22 protein-coding genes and 2 tRNA genes are annotated in these 23,313 nt (G+C 40.6%); 12 read left to right on the forward strand and 12 right to left on the reverse strand.

The window, feature by feature from the left end; genetic code table 11:
• Positions 1 to 245: 245 nt before the first annotated feature.
• The gene (locus NWP25_RS00805; protein ID WP_280698684.1) at positions 246 to 608 is read left to right on the forward strand and encodes a four helix bundle protein; all 363 of its coding nucleotides are present in this window, start codon (positions 246 to 248) and stop codon (positions 606 to 608) included.
• A 101-nt stretch (positions 609 to 709) separates the two neighbouring features.
• On the opposite strand, the gene NWP25_RS00810 is transcribed toward NWP25_RS00805, so the two are convergent.
• Together NWP25_RS00810 and NWP25_RS00815 are read right to left on the reverse strand one after the other, a co-directional pair.
• On the reverse strand, positions 710 to 1,285 hold the full coding sequence (locus NWP25_RS00810; RefSeq protein WP_280698686.1) for a DUF3780 domain-containing protein: 576 nt from the start codon (positions 1,283 to 1,285) through the stop codon (positions 710 to 712).
• Positions 1,285 to 4,362 (reverse strand): DUF499 domain-containing protein, encoded by a 3,078-nt coding sequence (locus NWP25_RS00815; protein ID WP_280698687.1) that lies wholly within the window; start codon positions 4,360 to 4,362, stop codon positions 1,285 to 1,287. The genes NWP25_RS00810 and NWP25_RS00815 overlap by 1 nt, the downstream gene beginning before the upstream one ends.
• A gap of 309 nt (positions 4,363 to 4,671) precedes the next feature.
• On the opposite strand from NWP25_RS00815, the gene cas12k reads away from it, so the two are divergent.
• On the forward strand, positions 4,672 to 5,568 hold the full coding sequence (cas12k, locus tag NWP25_RS00820) for a type V CRISPR-associated protein Cas12k (protein WP_280698708.1): 897 nt from the start codon (positions 4,672 to 4,674) through the stop codon (positions 5,566 to 5,568).
• A gap of 363 nt (positions 5,569 to 5,931) precedes the next feature.
• Here the strand turns inward: cas12k and NWP25_RS00825 are convergent.
• The 3 genes from NWP25_RS00825 to murA all read right to left on the reverse strand — a co-directional run bounded on the left by NWP25_RS00825 (position 5,932) and on the right by murA (position 8,847).
• Positions 5,932 to 6,015 (reverse strand) — tRNA-Leu (locus tag NWP25_RS00825).
• 149 nt (positions 6,016 to 6,164) lie between these two features.
• The gene (locus tag NWP25_RS00830; RefSeq protein WP_280650047.1) at positions 6,165 to 7,040 is read right to left on the reverse strand and encodes a M48 family metallopeptidase; all 876 of its coding nucleotides are present in this window, start codon (positions 7,038 to 7,040) and stop codon (positions 6,165 to 6,167) included.
• A 478-nt stretch (positions 7,041 to 7,518) separates the two neighbouring features.
• The gene (murA, locus tag NWP25_RS00835; RefSeq protein WP_280650050.1) at positions 7,519 to 8,847 is read right to left on the reverse strand and encodes a UDP-N-acetylglucosamine 1-carboxyvinyltransferase; all 1,329 of its coding nucleotides are present in this window, start codon (positions 8,845 to 8,847) and stop codon (positions 7,519 to 7,521) included.
• Positions 8,848 to 9,134: 287 nt separating this feature from the next.
• On the opposite strand from murA, the gene NWP25_RS00840 reads away from it, so the two are divergent.
• Positions 9,135 to 9,216, forward strand: a tRNA-Leu gene (locus NWP25_RS00840).
• Positions 9,217 to 9,247: 31 nt separating this feature from the next.
• Positions 9,248 to 10,033 carry a TrmH family RNA methyltransferase gene (locus NWP25_RS00845; RefSeq protein WP_280650046.1) on the forward strand — a complete coding sequence of 262 codons (786 nt, stop codon included), beginning with the start codon at positions 9,248 to 9,250 and terminating at the stop codon, positions 10,031 to 10,033.
• 265 nt (positions 10,034 to 10,298) lie between these two features.
• Here NWP25_RS00845 and NWP25_RS00855 read toward each other — a convergent pair whose 3' ends face one another.
• Positions 10,299 to 10,721, reverse strand: coding sequence for a hypothetical protein (locus NWP25_RS00855; RefSeq protein WP_280650045.1), 423 nt, complete (start codon positions 10,719 to 10,721; stop codon positions 10,299 to 10,301).
• Positions 10,722 to 10,777: 56 nt separating this feature from the next.
• Entirely contained in the window at positions 10,778 to 11,326 is a 549-nt protein-coding gene (cobU, locus tag NWP25_RS00860) for a bifunctional adenosylcobinamide kinase/adenosylcobinamide-phosphate guanylyltransferase (protein ID WP_280650044.1), read from the reverse strand.
• A gap of 166 nt (positions 11,327 to 11,492) precedes the next feature.
• Here cobU and NWP25_RS00865 point away from each other — a divergent pair, with 166 nt between their 5' ends.
• The 4 genes from NWP25_RS00865 to NWP25_RS00880 all read left to right on the forward strand — a co-directional run bounded on the left by NWP25_RS00865 (position 11,493) and on the right by NWP25_RS00880 (position 14,393).
• On the forward strand, positions 11,493 to 12,272 hold the full coding sequence (locus NWP25_RS00865; RefSeq protein ID WP_280650043.1) for a hypothetical protein: 780 nt from the start codon (positions 11,493 to 11,495) through the stop codon (positions 12,270 to 12,272).
• A gap of 99 nt (positions 12,273 to 12,371) precedes the next feature.
• On the forward strand, positions 12,372 to 13,304 hold the full coding sequence (locus NWP25_RS00870; protein WP_280650042.1) for a glycosyltransferase: 933 nt from the start codon (positions 12,372 to 12,374) through the stop codon (positions 13,302 to 13,304).
• A 92-nt stretch (positions 13,305 to 13,396) separates the two neighbouring features.
• Positions 13,397 to 13,978, forward strand: a complete 582-nt coding sequence (gene hpsU / locus NWP25_RS00875) for a hormogonium polysaccharide biosynthesis acetyltransferase HpsU (RefSeq protein ID WP_280650041.1) — start codon at positions 13,397 to 13,399, stop codon at positions 13,976 to 13,978.
• 202 nt (positions 13,979 to 14,180) lie between these two features.
• On the forward strand, positions 14,181 to 14,393 hold the full coding sequence (locus tag NWP25_RS00880) for a hypothetical protein (protein ID WP_280650040.1): 213 nt from the start codon (positions 14,181 to 14,183) through the stop codon (positions 14,391 to 14,393).
• 341 nt (positions 14,394 to 14,734) lie between these two features.
• Here NWP25_RS00880 and NWP25_RS00885 read toward each other — a convergent pair whose 3' ends face one another.
• A complete protein-coding gene (locus NWP25_RS00885; protein WP_390903481.1) occupies positions 14,735 to 15,589 on the reverse strand; it encodes a DMT family transporter in 855 nt (284 codons plus the stop codon).
• 303 nt (positions 15,590 to 15,892) lie between these two features.
• Between NWP25_RS00885 and NWP25_RS00890 the strand changes: the two genes are divergently transcribed.
• Positions 15,893 to 16,237: a hypothetical protein gene (locus NWP25_RS00890; RefSeq protein ID WP_280650039.1), complete on the forward strand. Its 345-nt coding sequence runs from the start codon at positions 15,893 to 15,895 to the stop codon at positions 16,235 to 16,237.
• A 65-nt stretch (positions 16,238 to 16,302) separates the two neighbouring features.
• Here the strand turns inward: NWP25_RS00890 and NWP25_RS00895 are convergent, their stop codons facing one another.
• Entirely contained in the window at positions 16,303 to 17,145 is an 843-nt protein-coding gene (locus NWP25_RS00895; protein WP_280650038.1) for a tetratricopeptide repeat protein, read from the reverse strand.
• Positions 17,146 to 18,026: 881 nt separating this feature from the next.
• Here NWP25_RS00895 and NWP25_RS00900 point away from each other — a divergent pair.
• Entirely contained in the window at positions 18,027 to 18,152 is a 126-nt protein-coding gene (locus tag NWP25_RS00900) for a hypothetical protein (protein WP_280657567.1), read from the forward strand.
• 310 nt (positions 18,153 to 18,462) lie between these two features.
• Here the strand turns inward: NWP25_RS00900 and NWP25_RS00905 are convergent, their stop codons facing one another.
• On the reverse strand, positions 18,463 to 19,320 hold the full coding sequence (locus tag NWP25_RS00905; protein WP_280650036.1) for an acyl-CoA desaturase: 858 nt from the start codon (positions 19,318 to 19,320) through the stop codon (positions 18,463 to 18,465).
• 147 nt (positions 19,321 to 19,467) lie between these two features.
• On the opposite strand from NWP25_RS00905, the gene NWP25_RS00910 reads away from it, so the two are divergent.
• Both NWP25_RS00910 and NWP25_RS00915 read left to right on the forward strand, forming a co-directional pair.
• Positions 19,468 to 20,712 (forward strand): TetR/AcrR family transcriptional regulator, encoded by a 1,245-nt coding sequence (locus NWP25_RS00910; protein ID WP_280698688.1) that lies wholly within the window; start codon positions 19,468 to 19,470, stop codon positions 20,710 to 20,712.
• A 590-nt stretch (positions 20,713 to 21,302) separates the two neighbouring features.
• Positions 21,303 to 21,626, forward strand: coding sequence for a hypothetical protein (locus tag NWP25_RS00915; RefSeq protein WP_280650034.1), 324 nt, complete (start codon positions 21,303 to 21,305; stop codon positions 21,624 to 21,626).
• Positions 21,627 to 21,858: 232 nt separating this feature from the next.
• Here NWP25_RS00915 and NWP25_RS00920 read toward each other — a convergent pair whose 3' ends face one another.
• Positions 21,859 to 22,851 carry a metal ABC transporter solute-binding protein, Zn/Mn family gene (locus NWP25_RS00920; protein ID WP_280698689.1) on the reverse strand — a complete coding sequence of 331 codons (993 nt, stop codon included), beginning with the start codon at positions 22,849 to 22,851 and terminating at the stop codon, positions 21,859 to 21,861.
• A gap of 162 nt (positions 22,852 to 23,013) precedes the next feature.
• Positions 23,014 to 23,283, reverse strand: coding sequence for a hypothetical protein (locus NWP25_RS18610; protein WP_280650032.1), 270 nt, complete (start codon positions 23,281 to 23,283; stop codon positions 23,014 to 23,016).
• Positions 23,284 to 23,313: the final 30 nt, after the last annotated feature.

Raw genomic sequence — 23,313 nt, forward strand, 5'->3', positions numbered from 1 at the left:
AGGGAATAGGGAACGGGGAATAGGGAATAGGGAACGGGGAACGGGGAATAGGGAATAGGGAACGGGGAATAGGGAATAGGGAACGGGGAATAGGGAATAGGGAATAGGGAATAAGGAATAGGGAATAGGGAATAGGGAATAGGGAACGGGGAATAGGGAATAAGGAATAGGGAACGGGGAATAGGGAATAGGGAACGGGGAATAGGGAACGGGGAATAGGGAATAGGGAATAGGGAACAGAAAGAATGTCAGATATTAATGATTTTAAAGACTTAATGATTTGGCAAAAAGGGATGGATATTGCTGAAAGATGCTACTTTCTTACTAAACTTTTTCCTAAAGACGAATTATATGCTATGGTTCAGCAAATCAGAAGAAGTGCAGCATCCATTCCAGCTAATATAGCCGAAGGATATGGACGACGATATAGAGGAGAATATGTAAGATTTTTAAACATAGCGCAAGGGTCAGTTAATGAATTAGAAACTCACCTAATTTTATCTAAACGAGTAGAATTATGCTCAGAAAAAGACATTGAAGTAATTCTTGACTTATTACGAGAAGAAAGCAGAATGATTATTAGTCTCATCAAAAGACTAGAAAATTAAAATTTTTCCCTGTTCCCTGTTCCCTGTTCCCTGTTCCCTGTTCCCTGTTCCCTCCTCTCAACCCTCCGGTTTAGCATAACAAGTACCGAAAAACCAAAATTTTAACGTAAATCAAACAGTGGTAACTCTATTTTTTGGGGACAATAATCAGAAACAGGGTTTTCTGTCAAAGCGTAGCGTACGGCTTTACGCCAACCTTTACCCCGTCCAGAAATAGCGTGACCCGTAGCAGCGTTAGTCATGGTAAATAACCACCAACGCTCCTCAGCAGTTAGTCCCAGCCAGTTTTTGATAGCAACGGGAATCAAAGCTGGTTCTGCATCTTCTATTGCCCAAGCTAATAATACCAATTCCTTACCAAACAAGCGAGAGAGGGGAATTCTACCAGCTTTCCATTGCCCACTTTTTAGCCCATCTTGCTTGAGACGCTGGTTAAATTCAGCTTTCACAGTATCAGCAATTCCTTCCCATTTCAACCGGGGTAAAATTACCCGTATTTTATTATCTTCATTTCCCAAGGCAAAACTTAACTCTTGTTGGGCTTCGTTTTCATTCCAGGTAAAATGTTCAGAAATGAAAATATTCTCTTGTTTCTTAGTGGGAATAGTGACTAAAAAATGATGTCCCGACTCAGTGGGAACGAAACCAAAACCAGCCGATTTGATTTTAATTACCACTACTGTTTTACCTCACGAGGATTTATTTCAGTTTTTACTTCTGCTACCCAGTCTAAAAGTTGCTGTCCGGTAGAAAATTTAATAGATTCCGTTTCAATTTCTACTTCTCCATCAGCTAGTAGAGAGCGCAAAAGATTCACGGCTGATTCTAATTTATCCGCATCAAACACCATATTGCTATCTACTGATAGCTCTACCCAATGTCCTCCAGTAATACTCACGTTGATACGTGGACTTAAAACCACAGCTTGGTATTTTTTCAACCGTCCTATCAACTCGTAAGTTTCTTTAGTTGTAGTGAGGTGATGTTCCCGGTTCCAAATGGCTGGTTTAGCGGGATTGACCTGAAAGTTATCTATTTTATCCCATTCAATGTCTAGTCGGTGAACCTCGGAAATAATATTCTGTTTTTCTGCGATCGCCAAAACACAAATAGTTCCCGGTGGCACAATAAACGGATCATTGTAGATACCACCGCTAAGTTTGGGGTCAGAACCATCTGTAGTATAGCGGATAGTGGCATGAGGGGCGGCTTCTATTTGCACCATTTTATCATTACCACTTTGGTAGGTACGAGATTTAATGGTGATACGGTTGCGCCAAGTTCGAGAATCCCCGGTTTCATGTTCTCCTTGGGAATCAACACACAGGAAATTAATTTGTAATTCTGTAGTGGTAAAGCTTTTGAGGTCAGAAACAGCTTGAGAAGCTGTAGTCACCGGTGCACCAATGTCGTAATAAATAGTATCACCATGGACTGCTGTTAATTCTAAGACAACCTCCCCTGTATCATTATTGCGGTGTTTCTCTTTGATACGGATATCAGTTTGCGGTTTGGGGAAAGGAGGTTTTTCTACATAACCACCATCTTCACGCCATTGGTCTTTATGAATTAAGTCATCTTTAAGAATATCAAGAGCATCTGTTTTATGCCATTGCCAAGCTGAATTAATTGCAGCCCGTTTTTTTACTTCAGACCAAATCATTGATTTCTGAGTAAATAGTCGCTGTTCACACTTTTTCCGGAAAGAATCACTAGATACATCTTCAGTAAATTTCTGTTTACCTTTCAATGTTTCTCGAATCTGCATTTCACCGTTATAATTGTTGTCATTGAAAATCATCTGGAAATCAGCAGACATCAAACTATCCTTGGTTGGATAATAAAGGGTAGTAAATGCTTCGCGGGTAGCACTAAGCAGACGCAACTTAATGTTATCCTGCATATCCTTAGCTGCCATTTGTTGCGGATCATTATCTGTTACCCTTTGAGTTCTCATCTCATTGAGAATATAACTAATAGCCTTTAATTCTGCTGCTGTTTCTAGCAAATTTTCTAAAGTACCTCGCTGTCCAGAAAGAAATAGAATTCGATTTTTATAATCTAAATCATTATAAAGTCTTTGTAGCTCTGGATTTAAGCTACCACTCACATAGGGTTCATAAATTACAAGAGTAACTTTATCAGATTTAACTTGAATTTCATCTATAGGAGGCAGTGCTAATACTTCTTGATAACAATCTTTCATAGCAGGTTCAAAAGCCTTGAGCAAGAAAGTTCGCAGTTCCTTTAATGAAGATTCTCGATTATAAGCTTCAGCTGTAGATTTAAGTTTAGCTACTAAATTCTGAAGGTTTCTAAAATAAAGTTTTCCCTCTGCATTAGAATGTAAATACCAAGCTTTAGTGGAGAGAACACCTAGAATATCTTTAGGAATTTTAGAAACATCTCTACCAGGAGCGCATAGATAAGAAACCACCTCTGAGGGAGACAAACCTAACACAGCATTAGGAACGCTAGAAAGAGAAGAAACTAATAGTAATTTACTGGCATCTTCAGCATCACTACCACCTAAATTAGCATCCATAATTTCAGATATCGCTCGCCCCTCTGAAGCAATATCATGACTAATCGCATTATCTAATGTACTGTTAATTTGACGAACTTCTGCTAAAGTATCAGGATCATTTAAATCAATATCATGAGCATGAATTAAGTAAAGGAGATCAGCTTTACCTCGTGTAGCATCAAATAACCTGGATACTACTACTCGCATCAATCTAATTAAACCCCGTGTCTGTTGGAAACCGGGGTTTTCTCGAAACCGGGCGTAAAGGTCGCGGATAGCAAAATGAAAAGGATAAGATTCTTTAAGTTGAGTAGTAAACTTATCTGGGGAAGCGTTGGTGATATCCATTTGTTTGGCATCGCTAACTGCTTTCGCATAAGCACGGGCAACTTCTAAAATTTCGCTCTCATCTGGTAGTCTTTCAAACAACCGCTTGCGAAGAATATGATAAAGTTCATCAGTATTCAAAGCAACGGGTTCTAATGTCATTGCTGCCCTTCCTACTTCCCCTTTCAGGTTTTCCAAGGTTCTATTAATTTGTTCAGAACCGCCTTCATAGGTGGCTTTTAAGTCGGCAATGACCACACAAACATTGGCTAATTCATCTCTAGCAACGGCGCTTAAAAGGTTAGCTAGGGCGGTTGATGTTACCTGCGCTAAATCTGAATTACCGATTTGTTTAGATTTGGCATTATCTAAGTAGGGTGGGAGTTCATCTAAAAGGATGAGTAACGGATCTCCTTTGAGAAGGTCAACCCAGGCTGTTTGTCCTGGTGCAGCCAACGGTGAATAATATTGATTAAACTGTTCTTTTTTACCCAACTGTTGAGCGATCGCACCCCACACCCCCAAGGGTGTATCACTTTCTCTACCGGTGAAAGCAACCACACGAACTGTTCCCAACCTGGAAGATTCATAAAGCTTACCCATCACCTGCGATCGCAACTCTGGATTTTTGGCTAATAGTCCTAAAGCAATCATATTATGGGTTTTACCACCGCCCATTGCTTGAGTAAGAACAAAGACACCCTGACTAGAACTGCCATCAAAGCGATGAAAAGCCTCTCTGAGAAGCCGTTTCATCCCATCAGTCAAATAATTTTCAGCAAAAAAATCCTCTGCATTAATTTTTTGCTCAATCAAGTCTGTTAAATCTAATACCGTATCTTTTCTTGAGCGATCAAATATATTCGAGCGTGGCGTACAAAGTTCCTTAAGTGTTTTCATAAATATGGCTTCCCCTGATTCCTTACCACAACTACTTAATCTGTTGTCATAATAAGTATGTAGCAATTTATTCTTACAGATATACTGTAATTCTTATGTAGCATCGATGGCAACGGGAATATTACACAACTATAGCAACCGAAATTCAATACATCAGAACCACTATTTCAGCTATTTTGATTGAACTTCCGTAACAGTCAACTAGTGCATTAAGAGTAAGCTGAACAAAAGAGTTCAGAATCTCCTATCATTCAGGGCAAACGCTGGCAAGATATTCTCTTAAGCCGATTAAGTTCTCTTCCCTTTCCCCTGACTTTTGAAACGAGCGAAGACCTAGTTTGGTCAACAAATGAAAAAGGTAGGCTGTGCGTTCACTTCAATGGCTTGACTGACCTAACTTTTGAAGTATATTGCGATAGTCGTCAACTGCACTGGTTTAAACACTTCTTAGAAGACCAACAGACTAAACGCAAAAGCAAAAATCAATATTCCAGTGCCTTGTTCACTCTCAGAAATGGTCGTATAGGTTGGCAAGAAGGAGAGAGTAAAGGTGAACCTTGGCTAAACCGATTGACCCTTTCTTGCTGTGTTGATAATCGCCTGTGGACTGCTGAAGGCACAGAACAAGTTCGCCAACAGAGAGCAGAAGAGATTGCCAAAATACTCACCAACATGAAGAAGAAGAGTGACTTAACCGATAACCAGCAAGCATTTATTCAGCGGAAACAAACAACACTGACTCGCTTGAACAATTCCTATGATCGTCCTAGTCAACCCCTGTACCAAGGTCAATCACATATTTTAGTGGGAGTAAGCCTAGGGTTAGAAAAACCTGCCACCGTAGCCGTAGTGGATGCGATCGCAAACAAAGTCTTGGTTTATCGCAGTATTAAACAGCTACTTGGTGATAATTATGAACTGTTGAATCGCCAGCGACGACAACAGCGATATTTATCTCACCAACGACATAAAGCCCAAAAAAGTTTCTCACCCAATGAGTTTGGCGCATCTGAGTTAGGACGGTATATAGACAGATTCTTAGCAAAAGAAATAGTTGCGATGGCCCAAACCTACAAAGCTTGGAGTATTGTCTTACCCAAGCTGGGAGATATGGGGGAGATTATCCAGAGTGAGATTCAATCTCTAGCAGAAACAAAATGTCCTGGCTCAGTGGAAATCCAGAAAAAATACGCTAAACAGTATTGAATAAACTTCCATCAATGGAGTTATGGAAGACTGATTCAGAGTATTCAAAGTAAAGCTGCTCAGGTAGGAATTGTCATAGAACAAGGGGAAACAGCCTACTCGTGCTAGTCCTCAAGATCAAGCCAAAGAATTAGCTTTGTGTGCTTATCATCTCCGCCTAACCAAACATAGTTAACAAATATATATCCGAACCTTGAAAATAAAACAGATATAACAGCAGGGCAATTCATACTCTTTTGAGTCTCTGAATTGTGAAAAATATGGGTTAGTTTGACTGTAGCAATATAGTCTTGCTTTCTGACCCTAGTAGCTACTCACCCTGATGCTGCTGTTTTAGGACAGGTTTGATGTAACTACTAACAGTGGGCAGGAGGAGAATCGAACTCCTATGACCGCAAGGTCGCCACATTTTGAGTGTGGTGCGTCTACCAGTTTCGCCACCCGCCCTTGGGTGTAACCATGCCATTATAGCTTATTTAATGAATTTGCAACAAGTAAATTGAAAATTTTTTTTGCTATGTAATTCTATGGGTAGAAAGTGGTGAATGAAGTGCGTTATGGCATAACACCTAACGCACGTTGCTGGCATAGGGGGTTTACCAATTGCGCCAGTTACCCTGAGATGCAATTGTATTTGTAGATTTGAGGACATCACCTTGTAATAAAGATTGATATTCTTTGCTGCTTGCCCAGAGGTGAATTTCTCTAGCTCGTAGTACTGGGACTGGATGAGTTAATTGGGCTGTGCGAGCTTCTTTAACCATTTCACCCAGTTCGGTTTTACTAATATCATCGTAAGCACGAGCTTGGGCAACAAAGGCATCTAAATTAAGTTGCGGCGCTAGAGTAGGTGAACCACCCGCTAACTTCATTAACACTGACATTACCACTTTTGGGTCTTGGGTTGCTAACAGAGCGGCGCGATCGCAGGTAAACTCAGCACAGCGTACCCATTCTAGTAACTGCGCCTGTATTGCTTGGGCAATGAATGTGCCAACATTAGGTACAATTGCTGCTGCTAATACCAATAAATTTACAGGTGTTAGATAAACGCTGTGGTCACACTTAAGATGACCTAACTCATGGGCAATTACTGCCTGTACTTCCTCTGGTGTGAGCATATCAACCAAGGAGGTGTGGAGCACAATAAAAGGTTGCTTACCCCGCATAGCAAAGGTGTAGGCATTAGGAGCTGGATGTTGCCGTACATATAACTGAGGAGGCTCTATATCCAGGATTTTGCAGGCTTCTAACAATAATTTGTGTAAATCAGGCAGTTGTTTTTCCCCCACCAGGACACTGGAGGCAATATTTTCCACATAAAAAACCTGTTCTGCCATGGGCCCGAGGAAATTTCGCACCATCACATCCAGACCTGGTATCTGCTTGAGAGATGTGGTGGCTTGTAGGTCTAACGGATGACGAAATGAATCAGCTTTTAAACCGATGAGCGGTGTTTTAAACAAGGACATGATCTAGTAAGCTGGAAAAACAAAATATCAACAGCCTCCCATGTTTAGTATAACGAGTGCTGAGTGATAGTCCCCAGTTAATCTATTTTGGATTTTGGACTGGCAATTTTCGGTTGCAGTTTCACTTTAAAACAAATGATGGTTTTGTAGTTTGTGGCATATCTTTAAATCACCTCCCAATAATTGCTGTTGTTGTATCTAAACAAGGTACAAAAAGCGCAAAAAATAAGCCAGCCTTGCACTCGGAAGTCAAGCAAGTTCATAGAATATGTCGAACTCCGAGGGCTTGGGATAGCTTGCAAAAGATGGCGAGAGCTAAAACAAGGAGGGTTAGTAAACTTGTGGAAAGTTGGGCTAGAGATTGTGAAGGCAACTTTAGTTACCCGTGCCGCGTTTCCGCTTTGATACAAATAACGTATGAGCATTAATTCATTCAATTTCTTGATGCTCATACTTTGCTACTACCAGGCATCCCATGTTATTTAGGTCTATCGCCCACGCGCAGGATTTTCGCTCCTAGTTGCTGTAATTTCAGATCAATTCGATCATAGCCGCGATCAAGATGGTGTAGTCCTTGAAATGTCGTTTGTCCATTGGCTGCCAGTCCTGCTAAAACCAACGCTGCCGATGCCCGTAAATCCGTACCTATTACTGGTGCTCCCGATAATGTTGGTACTCCCCGCACGAAAGCAGCGTTACCTTTAACACGAATATCTGCTCCCAAGCGATTCAACTCAGAAGCATGACGCAGGCGATTTTCAAACACAGATTCGTTAATGAGGCTGTCACCTTCTGCCACACTTAATAGGGACATAAATGGGGCTTGCATATCCGTGGGAAACCCAGGGTGAGGTAAGGTTTCAATATCCCTGGCTTTGAGAGTTTCCGCTGGCAATATACGTAAACAGTCTGGTGCATCCTCAATTATCGTTAAACCAATTTCTTGCAATTTAGCAATTACTGGTATTAAGTGGTTAGGGTATACTGGTGACATACTAATTTCGGAACGAGTGAGGGCTCCGGCAACCAAGAACGTTCCCGCCTCAATGCGATCAGGAATAATGGTGTAGTCAACAGAATGCAATTTATGAGCGCCCACAATTGTAATCTGACTACTGCCTGCACCGTGAATCTTGGCTCCCATGGCGTTGCAAAAATTAGCCAAATCAACAACTTCCGGCTCCCGTGCAGCGTTCTCAATGATGGTTTCGCCATCTGCGAGGGTGGCGGCCATCATTAAAGTTTCCGTTGCCCCTACACTGGGGCTATCTAAGTATATTTTTGCTCCTTGCAACCTACCACTACTGCCTGGAACATAAGCATTACAAATGCCATGTTCAATTTGCACTTCCGCACCCATTGCTTGCAGTCCTCGGACATGCAAATCAACTGGCCTGGCTCCAATAGCACAACCACCTGGTAATGGCATTTGTGCCACTCCTAGCCGTGCCAAAATTGCGCCAATGGCAAAAAAACTAGCCCGGAGTTGCGTAACTAGTTCGTAGGGAGCTTTTGAAGTAGTAATTTCCCGGGCGTTGATATCTAAAATGTCGTCTTGTCTTGTGATGTCAATACCTAAAGCGGATAAAACTTGACCCATTCGCTCTACGTCCGCCAAGAACGGAACGTTGCGGATGCGACAATCGCCTGAACACAGCAAAGAACCAGCCATGATCACTAGTGCAGAATTTTTAGCACCACTGATTTTTACATGACCTCGCAAAGGATGCCCACCCCATATTTGCAAGACTGAGGAGTCTGCTTCAGGAGAAAGCTTACCATCTGGTAAGCTGCTGGAAGGATTAATAAGCCTACCTCCAAAAAAATACGTAATTTTATAGGTTAGGAGTTGGTTTTGATTCTACAGCAAAGAGTTGGTTTGTCTACATTGTGTCCTAGATCTTGTATCAAGAAATTCTGATCTAAATATTATTTAAGTAAAGCCTGTAAACCAGCTCTAGTAGCCTTTATGAACATTTAACAATTACAGTCAGCAGGAAAGCCAATACAGAGGGCACAAGCTTTTAGCGATGGCACTTGACAAAAGTACGTATATAGGTAATGATGGGTAGTTGTCGATAAACATAACTGTAAGCGGAACTGGCGGAATTGGCAGACGCGCTAGATTCAGGTTCTAGTGCCGCAAGGCTTCCGGGTTCAAGTCCCGGGTTCCGCATATTAACTTTGGATTGATTCCAAATCCCCATGTGTTAACAAGTCTACAAAACCCTTTAGTTAAACAAATCCGCAAGCTACACTCCACCAGAGAGCGGCACAAACAACAATTGTGTTTACTCGAAGGAACACACCTGTTGCAAGAAGCTTGTGTGGTAAATTATCCGCTTGTAACAGTGTGTTGCACACCAGAATGGCAAACGGCACACACCGCCCTGTGGGAAAAAGCTTGTAACCACAGCGAGAGAGCAGAAATAGTAAGTAAGGAAGTTTTAGCGGCCATCGCTACAACGGTGCAACCAGACGGAGTAATTGCCACAGCCAAACGGGTGATTAATCAAAATCAAGTGCCTTTTAGAGGTTTAGTCTTAGCTTTGGAAACTATCCAAGATCCTGGTAACTTAGGAACAATAATTCGCACAGCTGCGGCTACCAGTACGACGGGATTATGGCTGAGTCAAGATAGTGTAGATTTAGATAGCCCGAAAGTTATACGTGCTTCTGCTGGACAGTGGTTTCGTGTACCAATGGCGGTAACTTCAGATTTAAAAACTATCGCACAACAAAGCCAGGAAGCAGGAATGCAGGTGGTAGCCACTTCACCCACCGCCAACTTAACTTACTGGGATGTAGACTGGCGAAAACCGAGTTTAATTCTACTTGGCAATGAAGGTGCTGGTTTGTCCCCAGATTTAACCAGCATAGCAGATAAGCAAGTGAAAATACCCCTAGCTTTGGGAGTAGAGTCTTTGAATGTGGCCATCGCAGCTGCTTTGATGTTGTACGAGGCTCAAAGGCAAGTAATTCCTAATTCGTAATTGGTAATTCGTCAATCTCACTAGCCGAAGGAGTTGAGCAAATCATCTGTGATGTTTGCAACGAGAATACATGGGGAATTATGGCGATGGAAATTATGCCACACCATGTACATCTACAGCACTTTCCGGTGTGGTGATATACAGTATTGGCGGGCAAGATGCCCACCCCACAAAAGTTTCATGATTATGATTTGTACTTCATAAGAACGAAATCTGCTGTATTTATTAATTATTAACGCCAAACCCACCGATAATCTATGTTAAATCATGAAGAGATATCACCTTGTAGCCGATTGCGAATGAGCATCAGTTGCTCTTGGGTGTTAATTGGGCTGCGCGGTGCTGGCAATTCGCTATTAGGCCAGTCAAATAAATCATTGCAAGGACATCCCAGGGGAGGCATACCAAGGCTTCGCAGGGGTACTGGCATCCGGCAACGACCACAAGCTAAAATTTCCCAAGCTGGTGTTAATAGTTCGCTAATAGTTTCATATGTACCCTCTAGGTAACAGTCGCCTGTGGTTTGCGAGAGAATTTTTTGCCAACAGTCTTCAAATTCTTGACTATAGCCATCGCCTCTTAGCACTGGTTTGGGCAAAAAGCTTGCCTTACCCTTGCTGGTAATTACTTTCTTACCCAACTGAAACCAGTAGGCAAGATACATCCTTACTTCTTGTTTAGTTGCCATGCCATAATTCTAAATTTTTGCAGAGTGATTTTTGCACTGCAATGCTTAAATTTAAATTAAAATTTTGATGTCGGTAATGGTGTAGCCAGAATGCTGAGATTGAGAACATGACCGCCAGTAACTAAATAAACAGTTTCACAAACAGTACTTAGCTCCCGGACCAAGCAACCCAGGCGATCGCGAAACTGGCGACCGAGAGGATAAGCTGGAACCACACCCCAACCTGTTTCTTCGGCTACAAATATCATATCCGCAGCTACCAATTGCACAGTTTCTAATAACTCTGCCAAAATGTTTTGCCAGGTATTTTCATCTTGTTCTAAAAGATTAGCTACCCAAGTACCCAAAGAATCAACCAAAAGACAAGTATTTGGCTTGGCATCTGCCAAGGTAGCGGATAATTCCACAGGTACTAAAAGGGTTAGCCAATGTAAAGGACGACGTTCTTGGTGTTGTTGAATACGTTTGTGCCATTCGGGATCATCTGGGTTGTCTGTAGCTGTTGCCACGTAAACAACGGTTTTTCCTGAGTTAACCGCCAGAGTTTCCGCCCATTCACTTTTACCAGACCTGGCGGGACCTGTAACTAAAATAACTTTCCCCAAAACTATATCCTTAGATAACAGCTATTGTTTATTGCTCATAAATTTCACCAACTCAAGATAGCACCATCATGACTGTTTATGCCAAAATTGGCGAAAGCGATGAACCTAAGCACCTCTTTTTGAATTGTTCCACAATAGTGATAAAAATACATTTCCGGATATTTCTATGAAAACAGGTTTAAAACGCATTGAGGCAACTTTACATGATTTAGGGAATCGTAGCAGTGCTTCCACAGAGGCAGGTGATTCCTTGAACTCATCTTTCTCCTTTAGGATTAGCGTGGGAGCAAAAGACTCTCAAGCAAGTATAAATACCCCATCTGTAAAACAAACAGATCAGCCATGCCAAGAATCCCCACGGCACAATTCTCCTCAGCACCAATCTGTACAAACCTTTCCAGCACAGGAGATTGGTGGCAAAATACCCACTCTGCCCAAGTTCAAAAATCCCAGCTTTAGTAACCATCGCCACGGAGCTAATCCAGCATTAGCAATGAATATATTGCTAGAAATTCAAGAACATATCGCCGGTTGGCAAACAGAATTGCAAACAATCCTACAGCAAATTCAAGACATTTACTTAGAAGGCCCTATTATTAACGGCTGGTTAGAATCCAACATCAAAGAACCAGAACAGGGAAGAACCGCCACACTTCGGCATGGAGAAGTTGTTCAGGTGATGGACTACGTAGAAGAAATTTCTACAACAAACAAGCAAGTATCTGATCAATCCATGCGTACAGATTATAATCTCTGTGGTTTGGATTCTTGTGGTCAAGTCCGGTCACGTCCTTGTCCAGCAGATCAATTGCCTAGGGTGAGTATGGCCATCGCTCGTCACCAAAAATTACGCCAACTTTTGGGACGTAAACAGTATTTAGAAACCCGCCTGAGTCAATTGGCAGAAGCTCTGGTAGTTTTACACAGCAACATTCAACAGACTTGAATATAACTTGAAAAAGAAATTGGGCTGAGTTGGCATTTAATGTTGTTGTGTCTCGACTAAACTGACAACTGAAAAATCAATGAATTTACAATTCATCCTATGCCAGATCAGCAAATTTCTGCCATCATCTGCACTCACAATCGAGATATGTACTTAGGTGCTGCTATTGATAGTTTGTTAGCCCAGGATTTTACTGGTGACTTTGAAGTTGTGGTTGTGGATAATGGGTCTAGCGATCGCACCGGTGAAGTTGTAGCACCAAGACTCAAGGATTCGCGTGTTAAATATGTCTTTGAACCTACCATTGGTTTATCTGTAGCCCGCAATACTGGAGCAAGAGTTGCTAGTGCGGAAATTCTCGCTTATTTAGATGACGATGCCGTAGCCAGCGCTTCCTGGCTACAATTCCTCTGTGGGGCCTATGAGAATAACCCTAAATTGGCCATCGCCGGGGGCAAAGTTACCCTCTTATGGCCTGCAAACACCGAACCACCACCCTGGCTATCTCCTGGGTTAGCCGCTAATTTGGGAGCATACGATTTAGGGGATAGCATAATTTACATTCAACAGCCGGGTTTAACCCCTAGAGGCTTAAATTACTCTCTACGCCGCAGTTTTCTAGAAGAAATTGGTGGTTTTGATCCTCACCTTGGTCGAGTGGGAAAAAACTTGTTATCCAACGAAGAATTACAAATGACAGAATTTGCCCTTGAGCGTGGTTGGCAAGTTGCATACCTCCCGGAAGCTTTAGTTGCTCACAATGTCGCTCCAGAACGTCTGAAACGCTCCTGGTTTTTAAATCGCGGCTGGTGGCAGGGCATTAGTGAATGCTATCGTGAACAACTTGCTGGTAAAGCCCACATTCGCCAATTACAAAAAGGTAGCGAGGGATTTTTACGGGGTTTATACAAGGCATTAAAATATTTTTCCGATCCGGCAGAACGTTTTGATAAACTTGTATATGCTTATGGGCAAATAGGTTACTTAAATGCTGCTCTTCAAGGCTTACTATTCATGAATAAAAAACAATAACTTGTAATCATTAAAAATATTAGTTTTTATAATCAAAAATTTTTCCATTATCGAGGAATGTGGATCTTATTTCATTTATTTCCTAATCACCAATGACTAATAATGAACCTTTTGTGGATTTACGTAAGTATGACCAATCCTGGTTTGATCGCGGGCGTTCCGGTTGGTATATTTTGTTATGGTGGTTTGTACAGGCCATGGCATTTCCCCTGATTCCTCATTCTTTCAGTGGTTGGCGTTGTAATATACTACGAATATTTGGCGCTAAAATTGGTAAAAATGTGATAGTTAGAGCTACTGTCCGTTTCACCTACCCTTGGAAAGTAAGCATTGGGGACTTTAGCTGGATTGGTGATGATGTAATTTTATACAGCTTGGATGAAATTAATATCGGTGAACACTGCGTTATTTCCCAGAAAACTTATTTGTGTACTGGTAGCCATGATTTTCAAGATCCTGCTTTTGGCTTGAAAACAGCAAGAATTACCATTGGCAATGGAGCTTGGATAGCAGCAGATTGTTTTGTGGGGCCGGGAGTAGAAGTTGGTTCTAATGCTGTTATTGGGGCTCGTAGTAGTGTGTTTACTAATATGCCTAGTGGGCAAGTGTGTTGGGGAAGTCCTTGTCGTCCTCAATATCCAAGACAGTGTAATCAGGGGACAGCAAGCACTTAATTTAATCAAAGCTAACAATTACTAAAATTATTGGTGGGGGGTTTCGTTTTCATGTCCGGCAACTACCGCTTTTTTGTTACCAAAATATCAATTTGCGAAATGTGGTTTTAACTACGTTATGACATTGAATTAGTAAGATAAACTTGCCCTATGGATATGATCAAAATACTGGCTTTGATTTGTTAACAAAATAGGAGCAACAATGAGTAGAGAAGTAGTCAAAGTTATATTATGGGAAGAAAAACAAAAAGATTATCTAAAAAAGTTCTATGATTTACAGTTTACTCCCAGAATAGGGGAAGAAATTTACCTAAATAAAGAAAATTGGCGCGTAACTAGAGTTGAGCATGATTTAGAAGTTAGTGAGATTAATATCTACATGGAAGTAGTTAAACATGTAAAGCCGGAAAAATAATCTAATTAATAAGAACTTAATTATTGTATTAAATCCTTGATTTTCCCCTAGGTCAGTGCGGAAGTGGTATTTGTTTTTGCTTTGATTTCTAGCCAGTTGCACTGAAGTGGTGATCTCGTGCTGTAACTACCTGTGTGAACCCTATGGGGACAATTTACAGCGCGAGTATCAGCAACTGGCAATAGAGCGGGATTTCTGAGACTAGAGGTAATCAATCCCTCGTAGAATGAAGCAAATTGTTTCAGTCATCCGGCTGATATTTCTATTCAAACTGCAAGAGAGAAATTTTGTCTGCCAAATTGCCATAATGTTACGGGATGTTGGCAATGTCTTTTCAACGGCTAGGAAAAAAATAATAATCCAATGCCAATGATAGCAATGATTACACCAGCCATCGCTCGCCAGCTCACTTTTTCACCAATGCACATAGCCATGGGAATGACAAATATTGGGCTAGTCTGTAACAAAGTTGAGGCGATTCCCGCAGCTGTGAATTTAATTGCTGTTTGTTGTAGCCAAATACCCAAATAAGTACCACAAAAAGCGGCAAAGCAAGCGGTAATAATCACCTGCCAAAATTGCCTGTGGGGAAGGGTTAATGCTTGGGCCTGGCGGTTGGGTAACCACATCCAAGCTATGAGAATTAATTCTGCTGCTCCCAAGCGCAATAAAGCAGCCCACAGAGATGTCATGGTACCAGTGGTAAATGCTAGGCGGGAAATAATTGTACCAATAGTATTGGTCACCGCTGCTAACAACCCCCAGCCGATGCCTTTCCATAGGTGGGTGGGAGAATCATCGCTGCTGTCGGTAATTCGTTCTGTGATTACCCAAGCAACTCCGCAAATAGTCAGGAAAATCCCACACCAAGCACTGATTTTTAAAGTTTCCTCCAGCCAAATCATACCCGCGATGGCGGTCATGGCAGGAGCAAGAGTGCCTATGAGTAATACTAGGCGTGGTCCCAAATAATTGATCGCCGCCAAAAAAGCTGTATCACCCCAGCTGATACCTATCACCCCACTCAAGCACAGCAGAAAAATTGTCATGGGGGCTGAGGTGGGCAAAGATTCTCCAGTTAGCAAGACGGTTAATATCAGGAATACGATGGCTACTATTCCCTTGAGCAAATTCAGTTTTAGGGGGGGAATATGCTTTCCCACAATACCGTATAACACGGAAGCGATAGCCCACAAAGCAGCAGCAGCTAGAGCGGCTAATTCACCTCTGCCATTTGTTACGAAAATATCTAAAATACAACCTACCTCTGATAATGATGAGCAAGATTTTTTAGTATTACAATAAATAGAAATAGCTAGAAGAATTATAGCACTCAACAGATGAGAGTGCTAACTTTGCTAAAAAAAATTTGCCAGTTCATAGGCAAAAACAAATGTTTTTTTTAGATGGCTGGAGATGCTTTATTGTCAAAATAATATGGGCATCATAAACACAATCAATATTTTCCACATCACTAATTAATGATTAGGAGGACTGGAATGAAATACACTTTTGATATTGTAGGCGTATCTCCTACTTGGGAATTTTTTAATCATCAACAACAGACCCTCAACCAACGCCATAGAAGAGGCGTAGAGTATCTAAGTACCCATAAATGTACGTTAGATGCGTTATTAGAATCTGTGGAACCCTTACCAGTTAAAAGGGGTTGGAATACGGAACAAGTCAGAGATGCTGTAGTGCAGTTTTGGGTCAACAACGCCGAGAGTATTCGTTATTGGAAAGTACGTTTAATTGATGCAGGCCATGAGAATATACTTATTGCTAGGCTGGCAGACATCACATCTTTACAAGCTGAATTTGAATCTTTATTAGGTAAATAGATGAAGAAGACGAGGAACTTTTACAAAAATTGAAAGTTTCATTGAAAACTTAAAATACAGTGTTGTTATTGCCCTAGCTCTCTAATATTGTTCATTACTTGTTGATACAAGTCATTACTATTTTGGCGTTGAAAAATTGCTGCGGCTTGTTGCAAGTCTTGAAGCGCAGCCTGTTTGTCTCCCTCAGCAGCGCGGGCATTTCCTCGATTATTGTAGGCAGGCCCAAAATTAGCATTGAGGCGAATAGCCTGATTATAATCAGCCATCGCACCTTGCCTATCTCCTAGAGCAGCACGGGCATTACCTCGGTTATTGTAAGCAACAACATAGCGAGAATCCAGGCTAATGGCTTGGTTAAAGTCATCTATGGCCCCGTTATTATCTCCTTGGGCCGCGCGAGCATTGCCCCGATTATTATAAGCTTCAGCATAGCGGGGGGACAGGCGAATCGCTTGATTATAATCAGCGATCGCTCGTTGGTTATCTCCTGTAGAAGCGAGGGCATTTCCTCGATAATTGTAGGCTTCGCTATCATCAGAAGAAAGATTAATAGCTTGATTGTAATCTGCGATGGCCTTTTGCTTTTCCCCCGCATCAAAATAAGCTAAACCCCTGCTCTTATAAGCCTGAGCATAATCCGGATCTACATCAATAACTTGGTCATATGTAGTGATGGCTCCTTGCAAGTCACCTCTAATATGTTGATTCCTCCCCTGAACATAGAGATTACCAGCTGCCGATGTTTGGGCTATTGTACTGTTAGGAGGAGTGATTCCTATTTCTGTTACCAACACATCTTTGTTTTGATTACAAGAAATAGTGGTAATTGCAGTCAATAGGGTAACCACAGCTAAACTCAATCTTCTTTTAACCTTCACCCGCTTTTGCTCAAATAACTGCACTTTCATAACTTAACCTAAATCATCATTACACCTGAATTAAAATTATTACTAAATTTAGTTCATGCTTTAGACAAAATTACTTCCCATGCCATACTTTGGGGACACTGGGCTGAATTGCTTTGTATTTTTTGCTTCCTTGGCGGTATGCTCTACCTTTTTACCTCTTATATACTACCTTTAATTACAGTTTACCTGCTCAATTAAGCATCAAGCATGGGAATATTTATCCTGGATAAATTATTTCTTTATTATGTGAATTATATTTTAGACAACTAGATTAAAATTTTATGTTTTTCCTGATACTCTATGCAGATTGAAGCGAAAGTTTAATTAATATTTAACTTTCTGGAGAAAATTCACTCAACCTGGATCAGTCTTTTAACTATTGAGCAGATTTACTGCTACATATCGTCATTTTCTGGTTTTTTGGCGGACAGTCACCAGGATATAGTATTGTCAATATCAGAAGTGTTGAATCCTGCAATAAAAATTTACAATTTTTGCGTTTTACCCAGATAAAGTTCATTGTCTATTGAGAATAGAGTCATTAATTGCTCAAATTTTTTATCACGGACGCACAACTTGGACAGTCAACATTTCTGTGTCAATATCTACAGACAATTGCTATAAATTTTTACCCAAATCTTTGTGAATTTTTTGAGTCAGTGTAATCTCTACCTTGGCTATTAAAATCTATTTATGATGAAGTACACAAAAAGTTTCGCAAAGAGTGGGTATAGAAGTGATGGTAGATTAGGGTCTAACTGAAATATCCGCAGTTTTGATAGTCCGCCGACCTGAGCATAATTTGCGGGGTTTAACCGGCAAACTAATTCCGGAAACGGAAATTTAGACAAAAACTAGAACTTAAAAATCAGATACTAGCAATGAAAACTTTTTGTTTAAATCGAGGTTTAGTTCACGACTTTTTTACCATTGATGCTAGAGGTAAATCTATGCCTCTGGGTGTAAAATTAGTCAAGCTAGCGACCATTGGATGGGTCAAGACCTAGGAAGGTTTACCACGCACTATATGGAAAACAATCACAATATCTCGTACTGGTGATAGTTGGTTTATTGCTTTTTCTTATGAACAAAACCATGAACCAACTTAAGATTCGTTGCAGTCCGCCCATTCCTAGCTGGGGTTGGGCAGATTAGTGCCAGAACTTATCTCCCGAAATTACGGAAAAACTCAAAAGCTATGTCAAATCTGCTTTAGAAAATCTGTGAACAAGCCGACGGCGTTGATCTGCAGTCGGCATAACAAATCAATCCAAAGCTCTCTCACCGTTAATAATTCAGTAATATTGGGAGGGGATTTTATTTGAGCTTGACCCTGTGAGGAGGAGTAGAAACTACCTTTTTGGCTAGACCTAAAATCTGCAAAAGTTTAATGCTCCACCAAGTTATGTCAATCTCCCACCAAGATAAACCAGATTTGGCCATGTAGGGATAAGTGTGATGGTTATTGTGCCAACCTTCTCCATAAGTGACTAGAGATACCCACCAGAGATTACGTGCGCCATCATTGTTTTCAAAGGTACGATAACCCCAGAGGTGTGATGCTGAGTTGACAAGCCAAGTGGAATGCCATAGTAAGACCGAGCGCAAAAATACGCCGTAAATTACAAAAGGCCAACCCCCTAAGAAGTACAACAGCAAAGCGAAGGGAATTTGCATGAGCAAGAAATAGCGATCTAGCCAGCGATAAAAAGGTTGTCTTGATAGATCAGGAGCGTATTTGTGATAAATTTGATAATCAAAAAATTCGGGACGTGGATAAAAAATCCAGAGTATATGGCTCCACCAAAATCCTCGTTGAGCAGAGTATGGGTCTAGATTGATATCTTCTGTGTGGGCGTGATGTTGGCGGTGTCCACCAACCCAGAAAATCGGCCCTCCTTGTAAAGCCAAGGAACCAATAATGGCAATGGCATATTCTAACCACTTTGGTACTTGGAAACTTTTATGGCTTAATAATCGGTGATAGCCTAAACAAATGCCGATACTTCCAAACAACCAGTGCAGAAACATGAGCAAAGCTAGCGCTGGCCAAGAGAAAAACCAAGGCGCTAGCAGGGCTAAAGCGTGAAATGCACCAAAAAATGCTACGTTTACCCACCGAAGACGAAGTGGATCTCCTGTCTCAGGGGTAAACGTCAGAAACTTGCCAGTCATAAAAATTCTTGTTGATGGATGATGAAGCGATTTGCTACTTCTTGGTGCAACCCCAGCAGGATTTTGCCCACTCTGCACAGCAGTTAGTGACAGTAAAGAAAAGCAAGTATCACTTACATTTGTTATGCTAGCAGACTAAATGTTTTCATGCAAGTATCACTTGCATTATTCCCTATGCCATCTCATCCTATTTCAGCTCGTCAACGTTTAATTCAATCAGCACTGGAATTATTTACAGCTCAGGGAGTCAGCGCCACCACAACCCGCCAAATCGCTGAAAAAGCAGAAGTCAACGAAGTCACATTATTCCGGAACTTTGGTAATAAGCATGGACTTTTATTGTCTGTGCTAGAAGAATCCGCAGCTTTCAAGAATTTAGGAGAGTCCCTGGTACAAAGGGCTACTCCTCCTGCTGACATACACCAAGCACTCAAAGATTATGCAAGTGATACTTTACACGCATTGGAACGGATACCGGAGTTAGTTCGGTCTATGGTGGGTGAAGCTAATCAGTACCCAACGGAAAATCGCCGGGCTTTAGGACATGGGTTAACTGAAGCAAACCGCTATGTAGCACAGTATTTAGCCACTGTTATTCACCAAGGAGACTTAAATACCTATCTCCCTGCGGAAAAATTAGCTAGTTTGCTAAATGGAATGATCCTGGGGTATGCGGTGATTGAATTTACCAGTGAATTTCATGAACTATGGGAAAATCGTGATGATTTTTTAGAAAATTTAGTAGTTTTGTTTTTACATGGTGCTATGTCATCTTCAGGAAGGTCAGCAAAAGTTCCAGAAAATGTCCGGGAAGTGGTTGATTTACCTGTAGGTTTAGTTCACAAAATTTTACAACAAGCCAAGAAGTTAGGAACACAAGATTATGCTTTGGCTTATGTGTTATTTGCTACTGGGTTATCTTTGAAGGAAATTATCACTTTGCGGAAAAACCACCAAATCTGTGATAGTTCCCGACACTTCCTGCAAATTACCACCCCGGAATTTCGCCGCCAAGTTCCTGTTAATCAGTGGATTTTGGGTAAACGTTATGGTTCCTACAGCAACAACCCTTTAATCAAATGGTTAAAAAGTCGTAAAGACACTGAACCCACCATGTTTTTGAATAAAACCGGTCAAGCTATGAGAGAATCAGATTTATTACAACATTGGCAAACATGGACCCAGGGATTGTTAACTCCTCAAGGAAAACCGCCTACCATCGCTCAAGCACAAGATACTTGGTGTGTAGAAATGTTGATGCGGGGTATGAGTGGAGAAAACTTGAGTATTCTTACAGGTTGCGATCGCGCTCAATTACAATCCTATGCCACAAGGGCTAAAGAAAAAATAGCCTTAGAGCAAGCAACTCGTTTGGATCATAAGCCTACATAGTGTCAATACTTAGAAATAAATCTATCTATTAGCTGATACTTGGGTAATTTTTGTGGACTATTTGTTATGTTTACAACTTTATCAAAATTTGCTTCAGTTAGAAGCCCAAAAAATTAAATGCCTAGATTGGGTTGAGGAAAAAAGACAACGTTTTCAGCATTTCGTGGGGTTGCGTTCTCCCTTAACCCAACCTACAATCATGTTGACTGAAAAGTATGGCTCTTTGATCAATTAACCATCTATCAAGCACCCCGGAAACAAAGTCATTTATTTTGATTCTTTATTAACTCCATCATCCTATTGATAATATTATCACCACTATTTAATAGTAATTTTGTTGCATATGACTTGCACTTGTATATTAATCAGTTTATTCTCTGTAAATAAATAATGTAACTCTATAGTATTTGTTTAGCGAAATCGAGGTATAAACCAGAGTAAAAAAATAAAGATATATATTCATTTATTCACCTCTTATTTTCATTCGCTATTAAATTAAGAGAGTTACAGTGCAATTTAATACTATAAAAAAATGTGCATAAAACATTCCGCATAATTGGACTAATATAAAAATATCAGAGCTTGCTGACATGAAACTATCGCAGCTAGACCCACTTATTCCGTTAACAGAATTAAAAGAAAAACTCATGAAGTTGCCAAAGAACTATTCGCTCCATGAAGATGAAGTGATAGAGTTTCTATCCCGACGAAGATGGCCTGATAGTAATCGGCGTATTGATCGGACAACTTTCTGGCGGTGGAGAAATGATAACAACATTGAGCATCAAAAAGTATTCACCAAAATAGATATCTTAAAACTCTGCCAAATTTGCGACCACTACCGATTAGATGGAACTCGCAATGAATACTTAGAGATAGTAAATAATAAAACAGAGTTGTCTATCAAAAAGTAACAACATATCGAGAAAGTAAAATCTCGACAAAAGTTGAATTACCTCAGATATTCTGATTACAAAAAATAGGGCTGGGGGTGAGGTTATGTTAGTGAGGGACTTTATTCCTCTGGTGCTTCCACACCTGAGCAAAAAGGATTAAAGTCCTGACTATTTTTGCGTTAGTGATACAGATTTTACATAAAGCTCTGAACTACCCCACGGATGAATCCGGGGGTTCCAACTTACCACGTCACTGGGGAACTTTTGGTGCAAAAATTAAGTAAGTCCCGCCCAAGCCTTCGACAATTGTCCGTGTATTAGCAACCATGAGTTTTTGATAGGTATCTGCTTCGCTTCCTGGTTCACCCAATCCATTAGTATACAGTAACCTTCTTGACAGTCTCACATTTGCCTGTTTAGCTACAGGTTGTATCAATTGGTAATTAAGCGTTGTTTCGGCAAAAATTGTTGGTACTTGCGCTTGCTTAATGGTTTTCACCGAATTTTTTATTTGTGAATTGGTGGGATTTTGTCTACTACCCATCTTGTTTAACGCTCCTACCAAAGAAATTCCGTAGGCTGTGGTGTAATAATTCAGGAAATTGCTAGTTGTGACTAATTTGCGTTGACCCTCAGGAATAGTATTTATTCTTGATTTGATCCAACTATCAAGCTGAGTTAGTTCATTTTTAATAAATTTGGCATTATCAATATATAATGTGGCATTTTCAGGTGCTAACTTCTCCAAATTCTTGCTAATTACATCCACCATTTTGATGGTGTTCTTGGCATTGTGCCAAATATAAGGGTTAATTAATTTTTGACCGGATAACTGAATTTGTTGTGGTTGAGTGACTGCTAGCTGATTAACAGCTATTTTAGATGCAGAACTTTGACTTTCTGCCAGGATTTTGTTTAATTCTGGTTCTAAATTGTAGCCACTGTGGAGAATTACACTGGCTTGTGCAATAACCTCACGGTCTTCGGGTGTGGTTCGATAAATGTAGGATTCGCGACCGGGAACAGCCAAGCAAATCAGATTAATGGTATTTTCAGCTACCTGTCTAGTTAAGTCACAAATTATGCTGGTAGTGGCAACAACCCGGGGTAGATTTTCATCTATCCGAATGTTTGTCTGTGTGAATGAGTTGGTTGCTCCTTGATTTCCACAGCCAATAAATCCAATTGTTAACACTATTAATCCAGCTCTTAAGGAGTTATTTGATGGTGTTTTTTTTAGCATGATTAACTCCTCAGTAAATTTATCAAGAATATAATCATTTTCAAATAATAATTTTAAGGATAGTTGGCATGGAAATAACTTAATTTATCGGCAGTTAATTATTTTTAAAGTAATGATAAAGGACACAGCCATGCTGCGTCCTAAAAATATTTAGGGCTTTAACTAAAAATCTAAAGATGGCAATTTGCCTTGTAGAGATTGGAATTTAGACTGAAAACAAACAGCGCAATTGCAACCAAGTTGATCCATAATGGGATGAGATAGTTTGCTGCTATCAAGGGTGACTAATTGTTCCATTGACTGGGTAGATGCTACAGCAATTATTTGTGTATCAGATGCAGGTTTAAGACTAGATGCCTGTGCTGAATTTGCTATCAGTATAGATGCAAGAAATACAGGACAGGCAAGCAAAATCATTTTGGCTATGTTCATAATTCAGGGATAAATACTATTTCTGATACA

Source organism: Umezakia ovalisporum Ak1311 (genome assembly GCF_029891685.1).
GTDB classification, from domain to species: domain Bacteria; phylum Cyanobacteriota; class Cyanobacteriia; order Cyanobacteriales; family Nostocaceae; genus Umezakia; species Umezakia ovalisporum.

Coding starts and splice junctions, on each gene's coding strand:
- NWP25_RS00880 (WP_280650040.1), top strand. CDS start 14,181: ATGAGTAGAGAAGTAGTCAAAGTTATATTATGGGAAGAAAAACAAAAA.
- NWP25_RS18610 (WP_280650032.1), bottom strand. CDS start 23,283: ATGAACATAGCCAAAATGATTTTGCTTGCCTGTCCTGTATTTCTTGCA.
- NWP25_RS00920 (WP_280698689.1), bottom strand. CDS start 22,851: ATGCTAAAAAAAACACCATCAAATAACTCCTTAAGAGCTGGATTAATA.
- NWP25_RS00895 (WP_280650038.1), bottom strand. CDS start 17,145: ATGAAAGTGCAGTTATTTGAGCAAAAGCGGGTGAAGGTTAAAAGAAGA.
- NWP25_RS00830 (WP_280650047.1), bottom strand. CDS start 7,040: ATGTCCTTGTTTAAAACACCGCTCATCGGTTTAAAAGCTGATTCATTT.
- NWP25_RS00870 (WP_280650042.1), top strand. CDS start 12,372: ATGCCAGATCAGCAAATTTCTGCCATCATCTGCACTCACAATCGAGAT.
- NWP25_RS00855 (WP_280650045.1), bottom strand. CDS start 10,721: ATGGCAACTAAACAAGAAGTAAGGATGTATCTTGCCTACTGGTTTCAG.
- NWP25_RS00805 (WP_280698684.1), top strand. CDS start 246: ATGTCAGATATTAATGATTTTAAAGACTTAATGATTTGGCAAAAAGGG.
- NWP25_RS00900 (WP_280657567.1), top strand. CDS start 18,027: ATGAAAACTTTTTGTTTAAATCGAGGTTTAGTTCACGACTTTTTTACC.
- hpsU (WP_280650041.1), top strand. CDS start 13,397: ATGACTAATAATGAACCTTTTGTGGATTTACGTAAGTATGACCAATCC.
- NWP25_RS00890 (WP_280650039.1), top strand. CDS start 15,893: ATGAAATACACTTTTGATATTGTAGGCGTATCTCCTACTTGGGAATTT.
- NWP25_RS00815 (WP_280698687.1), bottom strand. CDS start 4,362: ATGAAAACACTTAAGGAACTTTGTACGCCACGCTCGAATATATTTGAT.
- NWP25_RS00865 (WP_280650043.1), top strand. CDS start 11,493: ATGAAAACAGGTTTAAAACGCATTGAGGCAACTTTACATGATTTAGGG.
- NWP25_RS00915 (WP_280650034.1), top strand. CDS start 21,303: ATGAAACTATCGCAGCTAGACCCACTTATTCCGTTAACAGAATTAAAA.
- NWP25_RS00910 (WP_280698688.1), top strand. CDS start 19,468: ATGCAAGTATCACTTGCATTATTCCCTATGCCATCTCATCCTATTTCA.
- NWP25_RS00905 (WP_280650036.1), bottom strand. CDS start 19,320: ATGACTGGCAAGTTTCTGACGTTTACCCCTGAGACAGGAGATCCACTT.